Source organism: Caballeronia sp. BCC1704, from assembly GCF_902833455.1.
Classification (GTDB): domain Bacteria; phylum Pseudomonadota; class Gammaproteobacteria; order Burkholderiales; family Burkholderiaceae; genus Caballeronia.
This window is the reverse complement of sequence record NZ_CADFFT010000001.1, coordinates 1,283,998-1,300,170: the sequence shown is the minus strand read 5'-3', so window position 1 is coordinate 1,300,170 and position 16,173 is coordinate 1,283,998. Positions and strand designations below refer to the sequence as shown.

General features: G+C 63.9%; 17 protein-coding genes. 10 read left to right on the top strand and 7 right to left on the bottom strand.

The features are described from left to right. Positions 1-12 precede the first annotated feature (12 nt). From HWX53_RS06080 to HWX53_RS06070, 3 genes are all read right to left on the bottom strand, one after another. A complete protein-coding gene (locus HWX53_RS06080) occupies positions 13-1,068 on the bottom strand; it encodes a transporter (protein ID WP_175939893.1) in 1,056 nt (351 codons plus the stop codon). 103 nt (positions 1,069-1,171) lie between these two features. Then, a complete protein-coding gene (locus tag HWX53_RS06075) occupies positions 1,172-1,750 on the bottom strand; it encodes an antimicrobial peptide resistance and lipid A acylation PagP (protein ID WP_175939892.1) in 579 nt (192 codons plus the stop codon). A gap of 81 nt (positions 1,751-1,831) precedes the next feature. Further along, positions 1,832-3,043 carry a lactonase family protein gene (locus HWX53_RS06070; RefSeq protein ID WP_244140048.1) on the bottom strand — a complete coding sequence of 404 codons (1,212 nt, stop codon included), beginning with the start codon at positions 3,041-3,043 and terminating at the stop codon, positions 1,832-1,834. Positions 3,044-3,330: 287 nt separating this feature from the next. On the opposite strand from HWX53_RS06070, the gene HWX53_RS06065 reads away from it, so the two are divergent. Continuing rightward, positions 3,331-3,483 (top strand): DUF3096 domain-containing protein, encoded by a 153-nt coding sequence (locus HWX53_RS06065; protein WP_175939891.1) that lies wholly within the window; start codon positions 3,331-3,333, stop codon positions 3,481-3,483. A gap of 150 nt (positions 3,484-3,633) precedes the next feature. On the opposite strand, the gene HWX53_RS06060 is transcribed toward HWX53_RS06065, so the two are convergent. After that, a complete protein-coding gene (locus HWX53_RS06060; protein ID WP_175939890.1) occupies positions 3,634-3,882 on the bottom strand; it encodes a hypothetical protein in 249 nt (82 codons plus the stop codon). Between the two features lie 335 nt (positions 3,883-4,217). Here HWX53_RS06060 and HWX53_RS06055 point away from each other — a divergent pair, with 335 nt between their 5' ends. Then, on the top strand, positions 4,218-6,086 hold the full coding sequence (locus HWX53_RS06055) for a glycoside hydrolase family 15 protein (protein WP_175939889.1): 1,869 nt from the start codon (positions 4,218-4,220) through the stop codon (positions 6,084-6,086). Positions 6,087-6,431: 345 nt separating this feature from the next. Continuing rightward, positions 6,432-7,703, top strand: coding sequence for a polyhydroxyalkanoate depolymerase (gene phaZ, locus HWX53_RS06050; protein WP_175939888.1), 1,272 nt, complete (start codon positions 6,432-6,434; stop codon positions 7,701-7,703). A 127-nt stretch (positions 7,704-7,830) separates the two neighbouring features. On the opposite strand, the gene HWX53_RS06045 is transcribed toward phaZ, so the two are convergent. Further along, the gene (locus tag HWX53_RS06045; RefSeq protein WP_175940626.1) at positions 7,831-8,463 is read right to left on the bottom strand and encodes a TetR family transcriptional regulator; all 633 of its coding nucleotides are present in this window, start codon (positions 8,461-8,463) and stop codon (positions 7,831-7,833) included. A gap of 331 nt (positions 8,464-8,794) precedes the next feature. On the opposite strand from HWX53_RS06045, the gene rsxB reads away from it, so the two are divergent. The 3 genes from rsxB (at position 8,795) to HWX53_RS06030 (ending at position 10,813) form a co-directional block, all read left to right on the top strand. Continuing rightward, positions 8,795-9,664, top strand: coding sequence for an electron transport complex subunit RsxB (rsxB, locus tag HWX53_RS06040; RefSeq protein WP_279612485.1), 870 nt, complete (start codon positions 8,795-8,797; stop codon positions 9,662-9,664). Next, entirely contained in the window at positions 9,661-10,305 is a 645-nt protein-coding gene (gene nth / locus HWX53_RS06035; RefSeq protein WP_175939886.1) for an endonuclease III, read from the top strand. Before rsxB ends, nth begins: the two co-directional genes overlap by 4 nt. 76 nt (positions 10,306-10,381) lie before the next feature. Further along, positions 10,382-10,813, top strand: coding sequence for a DUF1841 family protein (locus HWX53_RS06030; protein ID WP_175939885.1), 432 nt, complete (start codon positions 10,382-10,384; stop codon positions 10,811-10,813). An 88-nt stretch (positions 10,814-10,901) separates the two neighbouring features. On the opposite strand, the gene HWX53_RS06025 is transcribed toward HWX53_RS06030, so the two are convergent. Both HWX53_RS06025 and HWX53_RS06020 read right to left on the bottom strand, forming a co-directional pair. Then, the gene (locus HWX53_RS06025) at positions 10,902-11,306 is read right to left on the bottom strand and encodes a c-type cytochrome (RefSeq protein WP_175939884.1); all 405 of its coding nucleotides are present in this window, start codon (positions 11,304-11,306) and stop codon (positions 10,902-10,904) included. 150 nt (positions 11,307-11,456) lie between these two features. Then, positions 11,457-11,822 carry a c-type cytochrome gene (locus HWX53_RS06020; RefSeq protein ID WP_175939883.1) on the bottom strand — a complete coding sequence of 122 codons (366 nt, stop codon included), beginning with the start codon at positions 11,820-11,822 and terminating at the stop codon, positions 11,457-11,459. A 447-nt stretch (positions 11,823-12,269) separates the two neighbouring features. Here HWX53_RS06020 and HWX53_RS06015 point away from each other — a divergent pair, with 447 nt between their 5' ends. The 4 genes from HWX53_RS06015 to HWX53_RS06000 are packed head-to-tail and all read left to right on the top strand — an operon-like array spanning position 12,270 to position 16,164. Further along, positions 12,270-13,112 carry a MoxR family ATPase gene (locus tag HWX53_RS06015; protein WP_175939882.1) on the top strand — a complete coding sequence of 281 codons (843 nt, stop codon included), beginning with the start codon at positions 12,270-12,272 and terminating at the stop codon, positions 13,110-13,112. Positions 13,113-13,147: 35 nt separating this feature from the next. Then, a complete protein-coding gene (locus HWX53_RS06010) occupies positions 13,148-13,738 on the top strand; it encodes a GNAT family protein (protein WP_175939881.1) in 591 nt (196 codons plus the stop codon). A 25-nt stretch (positions 13,739-13,763) separates the two neighbouring features. After that, positions 13,764-14,939: a VWA domain-containing protein gene (locus HWX53_RS06005; protein ID WP_175939880.1), complete on the top strand. Its 1,176-nt coding sequence runs from the start codon at positions 13,764-13,766 to the stop codon at positions 14,937-14,939. 25 nt (positions 14,940-14,964) lie between these two features. Then, positions 14,965-16,164: a benzoate/H(+) symporter BenE family transporter gene (locus HWX53_RS06000; protein ID WP_175939879.1), complete on the top strand. Its 1,200-nt coding sequence runs from the start codon at positions 14,965-14,967 to the stop codon at positions 16,162-16,164. Positions 16,165-16,173 lie beyond the last annotated feature (9 nt).

The window sequence follows — 16,173 nt, the reverse complement described above, 5'->3', positions numbered from 1 at the left end:
CAGATCAGCGCCTCACCAGACGCGCAGCTTGCGCAGCAGGAAGATCGTGATGGCGGCGCAGCCCGCCATCACGCCGATGACAATCCAGAACGACGCCGGATCGTGCGTGCCCGGCAAGCCGGCTACGTTCATGCCGAAGATGCCCGTGAGAAGCGTCGCGGGCATCAAGAGCGCGGACATGATCGCGAGCCACAGCAGCTTGCGGTTGATGTCCTCGGAGAGCAGCGCCGCGATTTCATCCTGCAAGAGTTTCGCGCGTTCATAGAGTCCTTCCAGCCCCGCGCCCAGGCCGTTCAGCACCTGAATGGCCTGCACGAGCGCCTCCATTGAACGCGGCTCGGCCCATTCCAGACGACGCGTAACGAGTTGCGTCAGCGCGTTGCGCTCTGGGTCGATGAAGCGCTTCACCTCGACCAGCCTGCGCCGCACGTCGCCGAGATGCGCGCGCGAGTTCCCCTGACCGTTTTCGAGCACGCCCTCTTCCACGTCGTCGAGCCGGTCGCCGATATCGTCGATGCGATCGACGAAGGTCTCGTTCAGCGCGCGGATCAGGCCCGCGAAAAGGTCGACGGTATCGCGGAACGTCGCGCCTTCGAGCACGGCGTGGCGCAGACGGTCGGTCGATTGCAGCGGACGCGCCCGCACGGTAATCATGCGGTGGCGGTCGACGTAGAAGCGCAGCGCGCTCGTCGCGCGATTGGCCTCGCGCACGCCCGGCGAGGCAGCATCCGGCGCGGCCGCGACGAGTTCGAGGTCCGCCACCACGCCGTACACGAAGTTCGCGCCCATGTGGACGCGCGGCCGCTTGTCCTCGCCGTTCAGGAATTCTCGCGCAACGTCCGGCATCGACGTGACGCCTTCGAGCCAGCTTTCCACGGTGTCGTCGTTGGCCGAAAGATGCAGCCATGTGAAGCCGTCGCCCGCGACGGCCCGGCGCGCCTCGTCCCACGAGAGCCGCAACGCGTCGCCGCCCGCGAAGTCGAACGCGCTGATGAATCCCGGCGGCGCCGGCTGGTCGTGACCGGCGCGCGCGCGCTCGGCCGGGTCCTGCGTACGGGTCGTATCCAATGTTGCTTCCCTGCTGTTGCCTTACAAATTGATCGGGACACCTTTCGATTCCCAATGCGATGCCACTTCACGTTCGCATGAAGCGAGCCGTCCGGCCATCGTACTAGAACTCGTAGCGTCCCCAGAAGAAGGCGACGTCGCCGTCGTTCAGGCCGGGCAGGCGCGGAATGAACGTGCCCATCAGCGACGCGCGCTTATAGCGGATCGAGCCGATGGGCAACGCAAGCGGCAACGGGAAATAGTGCGCGACGTCCGAGCGCGCGGTGAAGCCCGCGAAAAAGCCGCCGCCGGCTTGCAAGCCGCCCAGCACCGGCTTCGTGAACCACTGCCGCGCATAGCCGCCTATCGGTTCGAAGTTGTGATGCGAGTCCGAGAACGCGAACGCGAACAGCACGTCCTCGTTGCCGTCCGCGTCGGTCCAGTGCTTGCCCGCGCCGCCGCCCCACGACCACGGATTCAGCTCGCTGCGATTCGTGTAACCGTCGATGTGCCAGCCGTAGCCGGTGACATAGAGGTCCCAGGTGCCGTCGCGCGCCACGCGCATCACGCGCTGGCACGCCGACGACATCCAGTCGCGCTTGAAATCGCATTGCGTGTCGTCGGCTCGGGCCGCGAACGCGGTGGTAAAGCACAAGCTCGCCAACGAAACCGTGACTGCCCTGACCGCTATTTTTTTTGTCATTGTCGATGGACCGCGCATCGCTGTGAAGGTAAGACGCCGGGGCGCCACGCGTCAAACGCCGCGCGGCGCTTCGTCATGAGCTCACGAAGGCGAGACGAATTTGAAGTCGACCGGCGAGCCGATCGACAACTGCTTGGGATCGGACGCGAGTTCGCCCGTCGCCGGATCGCGGCGGAAGAAATACGCGCTGTCGCTCTCCTGATTGCCGACGACGAGCCAGCGTCCGGTCGGATCGATGGCGAATTCGCGCGGCGTCTTGCCGAGCGTCGGATAGCGTTTGAGCAGCTTCAGATGCCCGTTGGCCGGATCGACGGCAAATGCCACGAGTTGATTCGCGTCGCCGCGATTCGTCGCGTAGAGAAAGCGCCCGTCCTGCGACAGATGCAGCGCGCCCCCGCCGATCTTGCCTTTAAAGCCGGGCGCGGTCATCGGCACGGACTGCGTTTCGGTGAGCTTGCCGTCGGCGTAGTCGAAGACGAGGACCGAAGCGTTCAGTTCGGTCGTCAGATAGGCGTGCTTGCCGCTTGCGTCGAACACCAGATGGCGCGGGCCGGAGCCCGGCTTGATCGGCGTGTAGCGCGACTCGGTCGGCCCGAACAGACCGCGGCTGCCGTCCGGCGTGTACCGATAGCCGAACACCTTGTCGACGCCCAGGTCCTGCGCGAAGAGATACTTGCCGTCGGGCGAGAAGACCGTCGAATGCACGTGCGAGTTGTCCTGCCGTCCTTTGACCGGGCCGCTGCCCTCGTGATGCACGGTCAAGACCGACGTGCCGACGTGTCCATCGGCGGAAAGCGGAAACACGGCGAAGCTGCCACCCGGATTCGCCGCGACCGAATAGTTGGCCGTGAGCAAGTACTTGCCGTCGGGCGAGATGGCGAGATAGCACGGATCGTTGCCGTCCGCCGACACGCGGTTCAGAAAGCTCAACTGCCCGCTCGCGCGATCGAAGCGAAATGCGCTCACGCCGCCGCGCTGCGACGCCGGGCCATTGTCGCCCGGCAATTCGTTCACCGCGTAGACATAGTTTCGATCGCGGCTGACGACGAGATACGACGGATTCACCGTCTGCGCCGATGCAATGCGCGTGAGCTCGCCGTTGCCCGCATCGAAACGATAGACATAGATGCCTTCGCTTTTCCCGCTGCCCGTGTACGTACCGATGAGCAGGTCGAACACGTCTCCCGAGCTTCCCGTTGCAGCGCCGGTTGCGCTGCTGCTCGCGGCGGTCGCCGTCGGCGTCGCGTTGCCGGCCGTCTGCGCGAACGACTGCGCGGCGGCAAGAGAGAGCATGAGCGCCACGCCTTTGGCCCAGCGCGCCGGCTTCGCGCGGGCGGGCCATGCGCGCAAGAGCGGGCGCGGCGCTTGCAACGGCGCACGCATCGCGGCGCAGGAACGGCTCGGTTGCATGAGACCTCCTCATCGACTGTTTGCTGCGTGTTATGGATGTCACGCGCGCAGGCGTCGCGTGACCGGCGTGCGTGGGCAGCAAGTTGCGGACCGCTCGCGCGAAGCCTGAGTCGATGCGTCGCGCGTTGCGTCCCGCCACAGCACTCTAACCAACAAAAGGAGCTGATGCGATGAACATACACGTAAGCCTCGGGCCGCTCGTTTCGCTGATCGCGGGCATCCTTATTCTCGTCATGCCGCGCCTGCTCAACTTCATCGTGGCGATCTACCTGATCGTCATCGGGCTGATCGGACTATTCGGCATGGGCACGACACACTTGTGACGGCGATGCGCGCTCGCGGTTCCGTGCGCCGAGCACCGAGCGCAAAAAGGCGCACGCAGGCGCACGCGCGGATCGGGCCGGGGACGTGCGCAGTGTGTGATGGAAGACGGAAGGTGCCGCGCTTCTGAAGCGCGCGGCTGGCAAGGGCGTTCAGCCGTTTGCAAGCTGATCCAGCCGCAGACGCCCTTGCAACGACAGCGCGCCGACCGACAGCCCGCTCATATCGAAGCTGTAGCGGCTGAAACAGCCTCGTTCGGTGAGAAAAGCGGCAGCCGTGTCCATCGCATTGCGGGAGAGGCCGAGGCGCTTGTGATCGAGAGGAAGTAGGTTGTCGCTGTCGCGCACGCGGCTCGCAGCGGAAAGAATGGCGATGCAGTCTGCTTTCGACGGATTGAGCATGGTGATGGTTTTCCTCGAAACGCAAAGCAACGAATGGTGCCGGCCGCCCCGGCAAGCCGACTGGGGAAAACGAAGCCGAGCGCGCAATGACGCGCTTCGCGGTTACGTTTAGCTTCCATTCTAAACATCAGGCCAAACGCGTGACAACGGTTCAATCGGCGCTTCGGTAGCGCTTATCCGCCAACGGGCGCGGCGCGCGGTCGCAGGACGGTTCGCGAGCCATGGCACGCGCCCGGTTTTCTGCTTGCGCCAAGCGAATGCGGCAGAATGCGACCACATAACCGCCAAATCGCTCTGCCTCGCGGCGCGTCGCCGCCAGCACAACCACGCTCACTATGCCCGCTCTGATTGAAGACTACGCCATGATCGGCGATGGCCATACCGCCGCCCTGGTCTCCCGCGACGGCTCCGTCGACTGGCTTTGCTGGCCGCGCTTCGATTCGGGCGCGTGCTTCGCCGCACTACTCGGCACGCCCGAGCATGGCCGATGGCTGCTCGCGCCGTCGATGCCGGACGGCGAAGCGCCCATCGTGCGCCGCCGGTATCGCGACGACACGCTCATTCTGGAGACGGACTTCGAAACGCCGCAGGGCGCCGTGACGGTGGTCGACTTCATGCCGTCGCGCAACGGTCATTCGGAACTGGTGCGCATCGTGATCGGGCGGCGCGGCGTGGTGCGCATGAAGATGGAACTCGTGCTGCGCTTCGATTACGGGTCGGTGGTGCCGTGGGTCAGTCGCCTGCCGAACGACAGCGGCATTCGCGCGATCGCCGGGCCGGACTTGGCGGTGCTGCGCACGCCGGTGGAACTCGTCGGCGAGAACATGCGCACGACCGCTTGCTTCGACGTGACTGAAGGCGAACGCGTGCCCTTCTCGCTCTGCTATTCGCAGTCGCATCTGCGCTTGCCGCCCGCCCACGACCCGCACACGCAACTCGCGCGCACCGAGAATCACTGGCGCGAATGGTCCGGCAAGAGTCAGGTCTCGGGCCGCTGGGCCAGCGCCATCCGCCGCTCGCTCATCACGCTGAAGGCGCTGGCTTACGAGCCGACAGGCGGCATCGTGGCCGCGCCGACGACGTCGCTGCCCGAACAGCTCGGCGGCTCGCGCAACTGGGACTACCGCTACTGCTGGCTGCGCGACGCCACCATCACGCTGCTCGCGCTGATGCGCGGCGGCTACTACGACGAAGCCCGCGCCTGGCGCGCGTGGCTCGGCCGCGCCATGGCCGGCGCGCCGTCGCAGGTGCAGATCATGTACGGCATCGCGGGCGAGCGGCGGCTCGCCGAATGGGAGATTCCGTGGCTGCCGGGCTACGAGGGATCGCTACCGGTGCGCGTGGGCAACGGCGCGGTCGAGCAGTTGCAACTCGACGTGTACGGCGAAGTGATGAACGCGCTGCATCTCGCGCGCGTCGGCGGCCTGCAGAGCGACGAAACCGCATGGTCCATCCAGTGCACGATGCTTCAGCATCTCGATACCGTCTGGGATCAGCCGGATGAAGGCATCTGGGAAGTGCGCGGCGGCCGTCAGCACTTCACGTTCTCGAAGGTCATGACGTGGGTCGCGTACGACAGGGCCATCCGTTCGGCCGAACAGTTCGCGCTGGCCGGTCCGGTCGACCATTGGCGGGACATGCGCGCGCGCATTCACGCCGACGTCTGCGAAAAAGGCTGGAATCCGACACTGAACGCGTTCACGCAGGTCTATCACGGCGACGCACTCGACGCGAGCCTGCTCCTCATACCGCTGCTCGGCTTTTTGCCGCCGGACGATGCCCGTGTGACCGCCACCGTACATGCGATCGAGACCAACTTGACGCACGATGGTCTCGTGAAGCGCTATCACACGACGGAAACAGCGGACGGCCTGCCGCCCGGAGAAGGCACGTTTCTGGCTTGTAGCTTTTGGCTGGTGGACAACCTGGCGTTGCAGGGACGGATCGACGAAGCGCACGCGATGTTCGAGCGTCTCGTCGGCCTCGCGAACGATGTCGGGCTGCTCGCCGAGGAATACGACACGGTGGCAAAGCGCATGGTCGGCAATTTTCCGCAGGCGTTTACGCACGTCGCGCTGGTGCATACGGGGATGAACCTGATGAAGCACGAGCAGGCGATGGCGCATGCGACCGGCCAGCCCTCCGACGCGCAAAGAAGCGCCGCCGGCAAAGAGCCCGCGGTCGGCATGACCGAAGACTCTTGAGAAACGACGAGGCTCAGTGCATTTGAGGCTAGAATGGTGCAATGCACAACGACTGAGCTGTTGCGGGAAAGCCAGCAACTTTGACCGGTCGATTGTGTTCTGCAAACGTTAGGCGGAAACTGTTGCCTGGTATCAAAAATCTGCGACGCTGGTCGTTAATGTAGAGAGTCAAGGCTACAGCCCAGCGACGAAGCGCGAGGACGCGCTTCCAGCAAGTTACAGCAGCCCCGCGGCGCGGTTCAGCCGCACGGCGGGGATTTTTCGATTGCCGTTGGGTCAGATTGCCGGCCGAATCGCCGGGACCAACGGGCATTACCGGTTCGTACCGAAGTCATTGGGGCCACCATGCTCTATCAAATCCACGAATTTCAGCGGGCCATGTTGTCTCCTCTCACGGCATGGGCCCAGGCCGCCTCGAAGTCGTTCGTGAATCCGGCCAGCCCCCTCGCCTACGTTCCCGGCTCCACGCGTCTCGCGGCCGGCTACGAACTGCTCTACCGGCTCGGCAAGGACTACGAGAAACCCGAGTTCAACATTCACCAGATCGTCAAGGACGGCCACAACATTCCGATCGTCGAGCAGACGGTAATCGAGAAGCCGTTCTGCCGGCTCTTGCGCTTCAAACGGTTCGCCGATGACAGCGCGACCGTGACGAAGCTCAAGGACGAGCCGATCGTGCTGGTGTGCGCGCCGCTCTCCGGGCATCACTCGACGCTTCTGCGCGATACCGTCGGCACGCTGTTGCAGGACCATAAGGTCTACATCACCGACTGGCTCGATGCGCGCATGGTGCCGGTGGAAAACGGCGCGTTCCATCTGGACGATTACGTCGAATATATTCAGGAGTTCATTCGTCACATCGGCGCGAAAGATCTGCACGTGATATCGGTGTGTCAGCCGACCGTGCCCGTGCTCGCCGCCATTTCGCTGATGGCGAGCCGCGGCGAAGACACGCCGCGCACGATGACCATGATGGGCGGCCCGATCGACGCGCGACGCAGCCCCACATCGGTGAACTCGCTCGCGAGCGAGCACTCGTACGAATGGTTCGAGAACAACGTCATCTACACGGTGCCGGCGAATTATCCGGGCGTGGGCCGCAAGGTGTATCCGGGCTTCCTGCAGCATGCGGGCTTCGTCGCGATGAATCCCGAGCGGCATCTCACGGCCCATTGGGACTTCTATCAAAACCTGCTGCGCGGCGACGACGACGATGCCGAACAGCATCGCCGCTTCTATGACGAGTACAACGCCGTGCTCGACATGGCCGCCGAGTATTACCTCGAAACCATCCGCATCGTGTTCCAGGAGTTTCGTCTGGCCGAGGGCACGTGGGACGTGAACGGCGAGCGCGTGCGCCCGCAGGACATCAAGCATACGGCGCTCTTCACTATCGAAGGCGAGCTCGACGATATCTCCGGCGACGGCCAGACGCGCGCCGCGCATGACCTGTGCACCGGCATTCCGCAGAAGGACAAGCGCCATTTCACCGCGGAAAAGGCCGGCCACTACGGGATCTTCTCGGGCCGGCGCTGGCGCACGATGGTGTATCCGCAATTGCGCGAGTTCATTCTCGAACACGACAAGTCGCCGAAGAAAGAAGCGGTCCCTGCGTAAGTCGATTTATCGCGGCGCAGTGCTCCAACCTGCGCTTCGGTACCGATTCCATTCGCAAAAGAAAAACGTCGCGCCCTTTGCAAGGCGCGACGTTTTTTTCTTCAGACGGCGCTCGTCTTTAGCGGCGTCAGCGACGTGTCAAGTATGCAAGCAGCAATTCCGTGTTCATCTTCACCATTTGTTCGCGTTGCGTCGGCTCGCTGAAGTCGAGACCGAAGCTCACCTGAAGCGTAAAACGGTTCGATACGATGTAATAACCGAGGCCCGACAGCGTGATATAGAACTTCAGCGGATCGACGTCGTTGCGAAACAATCCGGCCTTCTGTCCGCGCTCGAGAATGGTCGCGAGCGTTTCGACCACCGGCGAGATCACCTCGCGCATGCGATTCGATCCCTTGATATATCTCGCCTCATGCAGGTTCTCGTTGTTGATCAAACGCAGCAACTCGGGGTGGTCACGGTAGTAATCCCAAACGAAATGCGCAAGCCGGGTCATAGCTTCGATGGGGGCGAGGCCCTCGAGATCGAGCGAACGCTCGGCCTCGACGAGTGCGGACAGTGCATGTTCGAGCACGGCTGTGAACAACTGCTCCTTGCTGCCGAAGTAGTAGTACAGCATGCGCTCATTGGTCTCCGCCCGCCGGGCGATTTGATCCACACGTGCGCCAAACAGGCCGCCGGCTGCGAACTCTTCCGCGGCGGCAAGCAGGATACGGCGGCGTGTCCCTTCGGGATCTCTTTTGATTTTCGGCTGATTCATGATGGCATGAGTCGGGAGCCGCGTTGTCCGGATATGCGTCACGCGGCCCGCAGGGGGTACATGACGTGAACGGGCGCTGCCCATGGTTATGGGGGAACACCGTCCTGCGGTCAAACGATAAAGCGCTTCGATTATGCGCACATCACCGGGGCATTGGCAATTAGGATAAGGATCACCTGCGGCGGGTATCGCGCACTTGCGCGATAATCACGTCTGCTGCAATGGATCGCGCCGCTGCCACCACGTTCCGCGTCATTGCCTTTCTAAGGGCGCGTCGTCTTGTCTCTCGCTGGTTCTTGACGCTATTCGTTGCTGCCGTTTCAACTGCTTTTTGCCCGCCTTATTTGCCACCGCGCAATCTCACGTGACCGCAACTGTTTCAAAGACGCTCGCCGAGCGCATCGAAGACCTGCTGCCGCAGACGCAATGCACCAAGTGCGGCTATCCGGCCTGCCGGCCTTACGCCGACGCCATCGCTGCGGGCGAGGCGAGCTACAACCAGTGCCCGCCGGGCGGGCAGGAAGGCGTCGCTCGTCTTGCGGCGTTGCTCGGCAAGCCGGACATCGCACTCGATACCACGCATGGCGTCGAGCGCGCGCGACCGCTGGCAGTCATCGACGAGAACCTGTGCATCGGCTGCACGCTGTGCATGCAGGCATGTCCGGTCGATGCCATATCGGGCGCGGCCAAGCAGATGCATACGGTCATCGACGCGCTGTGCACTGGCTGCGACCTGTGCGTGCCGCCCTGCCCGGTCGATTGCATCGCGATGATTCCCGTCACGGGCGACGCCACCGGCTGGGACGCATGGAGCCAGGAACAAGCGGATGCGGCGCGCACGCGGCATGACCGGCGCCTCGCGCGGCTGGAACGCGAGCGCGCGCAGGCCGAAGCGAAAGCGTCCGCGCGACAGGCGTCGCGCGCCGCGCAGACAGCGGCCGCTGCGGCATCGGCTATGCCGTCCGCATCGACGGAAGACCCTGAAGCGAAGAAACGCGCCATCATTCAGGCCGCGCTCGAACGCGCGCGCAAGAAGAAAGAAGAAATGGCGAAGCTCGGCGCAGGTCCGAAGAATACGGAGCACGTCAGCGCCGCCGTTCAGGCGCAGATCGACGCCGCCGAAGCACGGCGCAAACGCCTCGGCCTCGCGGAGCACGCGAGCGGCGATCCAAACGAGACCGATTCAGACACGACGCAATGAACGCGAAGAAGCGCCGCGCCATCTTCGAGACGCTGCAAAGCATCGATCCGCATCCGAAGACGGAGCTCGAATACACGACACCGTTCGAACTGCTGATTGCCGTGATGCTATCGGCGCAAGCCACCGATGTCTCCGTCAACAAGGCCATGCGCAAGATGTTTCCGGTGGCGAATACGCCAGAGAAAGTGCTCGCGCTCGGCGAAGAAGGCGTGACGGAATACATCCGCACGATCGGGCTTTATCGAACGAAAGCGAAGAACGTGATCGCGACGTGCCGCATGCTCGTCGAGCAGTACGGCGGCCAAGTGCCGGACAATCGCGAGGCGCTCGAAGGGATGCCGGGCGTCGGACGCAAGACAGCGAACGTCGTGCTGAACATTGCGTTCGGGCAACCGACGATCGCGGTGGACACGCATATCTTTCGCGTCGCGAATCGCACGGGCATCGCGCCCGGCAAGGACGTGCGCGCGGTGGAAGCGGCGCTCGAAAAGCATGTGCCGAAGGAGTTCATCCAGGACGCGCATCACTGGCTCATTCTGCACGGCCGATACGTCTGCAAGGCGCGCGTGCCGGAGTGCTGGCATTGCGCGATCGAGCCGCTCTGCGAATATCGGCCGAAGACGCCGCCGCCTGCCGAGTGACACGTCGCCTGCGGGCCGAGCACCGACATGCCGCCGCGATCTACAATGATGAATTCCCGAGCCGAACCCCACTCTCATGTTCAACCCTAGCCGCGACGAAGTCCGCCAGTTCTTCACCGAGACGTGGCGCAAGGAGCGCGCGGGCGAAATCCTGACGCCGCTCGAAAGCATGGCCGCCGACTGGATCCGCGAGCATCCCGAGTATCAGGCCGAACTCGCGGACCCCGACGCGCGGCAGGCGGACTATTCGCCCGACGCGGGCCGCACCAATCCGTTCCTGCACCTGTCGATGCATCTCGCCATTAGCGAGCAGTTGTCGATCGACCAGCCGCCGGGCATTCGCCGCGCGCACGACAAGCTCGTCGCGCGGCTCGGCTCGCCGCACGACGCGCAGCACGCCATCATGGAATGCCTCGGTCAGGTCATCTGGGAAGCACAGCGCAGCAACACGCCGCCGGATACGGACGCGTATCTCGCGCTCATCGAGCGGCGGGCATCGCGCGACTGACGCGCGACTGAGCCGCGACGCACCACGCGCACAAACGAAACACCCCGCGAAAGCGGGGTGTTTCGTTTCCTGCGATGCGGCGACGCGCTTACTTCTTCAGCACGAGACTGCCATCGAGCGATTCGATATACGCGGCGATGTCCTTCAGGTCGCTCTGCGACAGGTTCTGCACCTGCGCGGCCATGATCGCGTTGTTGCGCCCGAAGTTCGGGTTGCCGTTGCCCATCTGATACTGGCGCAGCGCCCAGTAGATGTAGGTCGCATGCTGACCGGCCAGCTTCGGATATTCGCCGCTCACCGGCTTGTTGAGGCCGGGGCCGTGGCAGGCCGCGCAGTTGTGGCTTTCGGAAAGCACCTTCCCGTTGCCCGCATCCGCTGCGTGCGCGGTGCCGAACGCTGACGAGCCGATGATCGCGGCGGCGGCGCATGCTGCCTTGAAGCTGAACCGAAATGCCTGAGACTGTGCCTGTGACGGTGCCTGATAGGGCTTCATGAATTCTCCTGTCGACCGGTGTTCGAGGCGCGGCGCCAAGAATCCGGTCCCATGCATAGTGATGGCTGCCTGCGTTGTCGGATTGCCGTGCATCGGATCGTCCTCACACGGCGGCGGGCGCTTCGGCCCGCTCGATCGCGGCAACGTGAGTTACTTGTCGGGGTTGTTCTTCGACTGCGGCGTCTGCGCGGCGTAGTAGGCGGCGATGTCCGCGATATCCTGATCCGAGAGCGTCACCGCGATGGCGCGCATGGTGTCGAAGTGGCGGTCGCCCTTCTTGTAGGCGTGCAGCGCGTTGGAAATGTACTGCGCGTTCTGACCGCCCAGCATCGGCACCTCGTAGACCTCGGGGTAAGCCGTGCGATAGCCGGGAATGCCGTGGCAGCCGATGCACATCGCGACCTTGCCCTCTGCGGCCTTTGCATTGCCCACGACGTCGGCGGACGCCTGGGTCGCGAAGCCGGCAAGACCGGACAGCACTGCAATCACGGCAAGTTTGCCGACGAAATAGTTCATAGCTTGTAACCTAGCATGAGGGGAAAACCGGCGCTCGAAAGCCGCGGCCCGCGCCGAGCGCATCACAACCTTCTCGGGACTGTTTGCTGCCTTTCACTGCTTCGCAAGCGGCGCATGCGCACCGGAAATGCGGCCGCCTGGCCGCGCAGGCCAAAAAAATCGGGCTAATTGTACCGCGCGACCACCCTAGCGTCCATTCTCCGAGATAGCGCAGAGCCGCCTCTGGCAATGGGAACCGGCTGAAAGACGCCTTCGCGGCCTGCGACAATTCGCCTCTATCCACGCGCCGCGTCGCGCGTCATTGCCTGTTCTCAGCAAGCCGCATGCATCGCTTCCTTCGTGCTTTCGTGGACCGTCGCGGACGGCTGCCACAATACCGGCGAGGCGTCCATCGCAACAGGGCTTCTGACTTATACTGGGATTTTTTTCCTCACCGGAATCTTCGTCATGCGCTTCGAAGGCTCATCGCAATACGTCGCAACGGACGACCTCAAGCTCGCGGTGAACGCCGCGATGACGCTAGAGCGGCCCTTGCTCATCAAGGGCGAACCCGGCACCGGCAAGACCATGCTCGCCGAGGAAGTCGCGGGCGCGCTCGGCATGCCGCTTTTGCAATGGCATATCAAGTCCACGACGAAAGCGCAGCAAGGTCTCTACGAATACGACGCGGTCTCGCGCCTGCGCGATTCGCAGCTCGGCGACGAGCGCGTGAAGGACATTCGCAATTACATCGTGAAGGGCGTGCTGTGGCAGGCGTTCGAGTCGGACCGGCAATCGGTGCTCCTGATCGACGAAATCGACAAGGCCGACATCGAGTTTCCGAACGACCTGCTGCGCGAACTCGACCGCATGGAGTTCTACGTCTACGAGACGCGCGAGCTCGTGAAGGCGAAGCATCGGCCGCTCGTCATCATCACGTCGAACAACGAGAAGGAGCTGCCGGACGCGTTCTTGCGCCGCTGCTTCTTCCACTACATCAAGTTCCCCGATGCCTCGACGATGAAGGAAATCGTCGAAGTGCACTTCCCCGGCATCAAGCAGGACCTCCTCGCTGCCGCGATGCAGAGCTTCTTCGAATTGCGCAACGTCTCGGGGCTCAAGAAGAAGCCGTCGACATCCGAACTGCTCGACTGGCTGAAACTCCTGCTCGCCGAGGACATTCCGCCCGAGGCGCTGCAGTCGTCGGACCAGAAGCAGATCGTGCCGCCGCTGCATGGCGCGCTCCTGAAGAATGAGCAAGACGTCGCGCTCTTCGAGCGCCTGCTGTACATGAACCGCCATAACCGCTAATCCGCTGACCGGCACGCCACAAAAGGAAACCACGCATGAGCCGCTGGATCGAACCCGTCACGCTCGAAGGCGAGCACGTGAGGCTGGTGCCGCTGAGCGTCGAGCACGAACAGGCGCTTGCGGCCGCCGCCGCCGATGGCGAGCTCTGGAAGCTCTGGTACACGAGCGTGCCCTCGCCTGATACGGCGCGCGCCTATATCGACGCGGCCATTGACATGCGCGACCGGCTGGGCGCCCATCCGTTCGCGGTCATCGATGCGAAGACGGGCGATGTCGTCGGCTCCACGCGCTATTTCAACGTCGAAGCGGCGCACCGGCGGCTCGAGATAGGCCACACGTGGTACGCGAAGCGCGTGCAGCGCACGGCGCTCAACACCGAAGCGAAGCTCCTGCTGCTTGGCCACGCTTTCGAGCAACTGAAGGCCATTGCCGTCGAGTTCCGGACGCACTTCATGAACCATCAGTCGCGCGCGGCCATCGCGCGGCTCGGCGCCAAGCAGGACGGCATTCTGCGCAATCACCAGATCGGCCGGGACGGCGCGTATCGCGATACCGTCGTGTTCTCGATCATCGAATCGGAATGGCCGGCCGTGCGCGCGCATCTCACGCACCGGCTCGACCGCTGATTCACGTCATGAAGGAAGGCGCGCCATGCTGATCGACTTCTTCTACTCGCTGCGCGACGCGAAGCTGCCCGTGTCGGTGAAGGAATACCTGACACTGCTGGAAGCGTTGAAGGCGCAGGTCATCTCGCCGTCGCTCGACGAGTTCTACTTTCTCGCGCGCATGACGCTCGTGAAGGACGAGAAGTACTTCGACAAGTTCGACCGCGCGTTCGGCGCGTACTTTCATGGCGTCACGCAGTTGCCCGACGAAGCGTTCGACATTCCGCTCGACTGGCTCAAGAAGCGGCTCGACCGCGAGTTCACGCCGGAGGAGAAAAAACGCATCGAGGCGCTCGGCGGGCTCGACAAGCTCATGGAGCGCCTCAAAGCGCTGATGGACGAGCAGAAGGAACGCCACGAAGGCGGCAACAAGTGGATCGGCACCGGCGGCACGTCGCCGTTCGGACATGGCGGCTACAACCCGGAAGGCATCCGCATCGGCGGGGAATCGGCGGGCAATCGCACGGCCGTGAAGGTGTGGGACGAGCGCGCGTTTCGCGATTACGACGATCAGGTTGAAATCGGCACGCGCAACATCAAGGTCGCGCTGCGGCGCTTACGGCGTTTCGCGCGCGAAGGCGCGGCCGAAGAACTGGATTTGCCTGATACCATCCGCAGCACCGCGGCGAACGCGGGCTGGCTCGACATCAAGATGGTGCCCGAGCGCCACAACAACGTGAAAGTGCTGATGCTGCTCGATGTCGGCGGCTCAATGGACGACCACATCAAGCGCGTCGAAGAACTGTTCTCTGCCGCGAAGGCCGAGTTCAAGCATCTGGAGTTCTACTACTTCCACAACTGCGTCTACGACTATTTGTGGAAGAACAATCGCCGCCGCCACGCCGAGCGCACGCCGACCTTCGACGTGCTGCACAAGTTCACGCCGGACTACAAGCTGATCTTCGTCGGCGACGCGACGATGAGTCCCTACGAAGTGCTTCAGCCGGGCGGCTCCGTCGAATACAACAACGCCGAAGCCGGCGCCGTGTGGCTGCGGCGGCTCGCGGATCAGTTTCCGCATCACGCGTGGCTCAATCCGGAGCCCGAGCGGCTCTGGGAATACCGCCAGTCCATTTCCGCGATTCGCCATGTGCTCGGCAACCGCATGTACGCGCTGACCCTGTCCGGCCTCGAAAGCGCCATGCGCGCGCTGTCCAAATAACACGCCAGAAAGAAGCACAAACCGCATGAAAGCTACGCCGTCTGTCGCGCACGCCCCGCTGCGCCCTTTTGCCGATACATCGGTGTCCGCGGTCGTCGCCGGATTCGTCGCGATGATGACCGGCTACACGAGCTCGCTCGTGCTGATGTTTCAGGCGGGACAGGCCGCGCATCTGTCGGACGCGCAGATTTCTTCGTGGATCTGGGCGCTTTCCATCGGCATGGCGTTGTGCACGATAGGCCTGTCGCTGCGTTTTCGCGCGCCGATCGTCGTCGCGTGGTCGACGCCCGGCGCGGCGCTGCTCGTCACGTCGCTGCCGAACGTGCCTTACGCCGAGGCCATCGGCGCGTTTATCGCCTGCGCGGTATTGCTGACGGCCGTCGGCGTCACCGGCTGGTTCGATGCGCTCATGAAGCGCATTCCGTCGGGCATCGCGGCGGCGCTCCTCGCGGGCATTTTGTTCGAAATCGGCATCGAGATTTTTCGGGCGGCCGAACATCAGACGGCGCTCGTGCTCGCGATGTTCTTCACGTACCTCGTCGTCAAGCGCGCGACGCCGCGCTACGCCATTCCGGCGACGCTGGCAGCAGGGGTGGCCGTCGCGGATGCGCTCGGCCTGCTCGACTTCTCGCGCTTTCATGTGGCGCTCGCGCATCCGGTTTTCACGATGCCGGCGTTTTCGTTCTCCGCCATCGTGAGCATCGGCGTGCCGCTTTTCATCGTCGCGATGGCGTCGCAGAACGTGCCGGGCATCGCGGTGCTGCGCGCGGACCGCTACACGACGCCCTCCGCGCCGCTCATCGCGACGACCGGCATCGCATCGCTCCTGCTCGCGCCGTTCGGCTCGCACGGCGTGAATCTCGCGGCGATCACGGCCGCCATCTGCACCGGCCCCGAAGCGCACGAGCGCCACGACCGGCGCTATACGGCGGCAGTCTGGTGCGGCGTTTTCTATTTGATCGCCGGCATTTTCGGCGCGACCATCGCGGCGCTTTTCGCGGCGTTTCCGAAGGCGCTCGTCGTCTCGGTCGCGGCGCTGGCGCTCTTCGGCTCGATCATGAGCGGGCTCGCCAACGCGATGCACGACGCCCGCCAGCGCGAACCCGCGCTCGTCACGTTCATGGTGACGGCCTCCGGCCTCACGCTGCTGTCCATCGGGCCGGCGTTCTGGGGCTTGATCGCGGGCGTCGTGACGCACGTGATTCTGAACGCCCGGCGCGGCTGACGCGGCCTA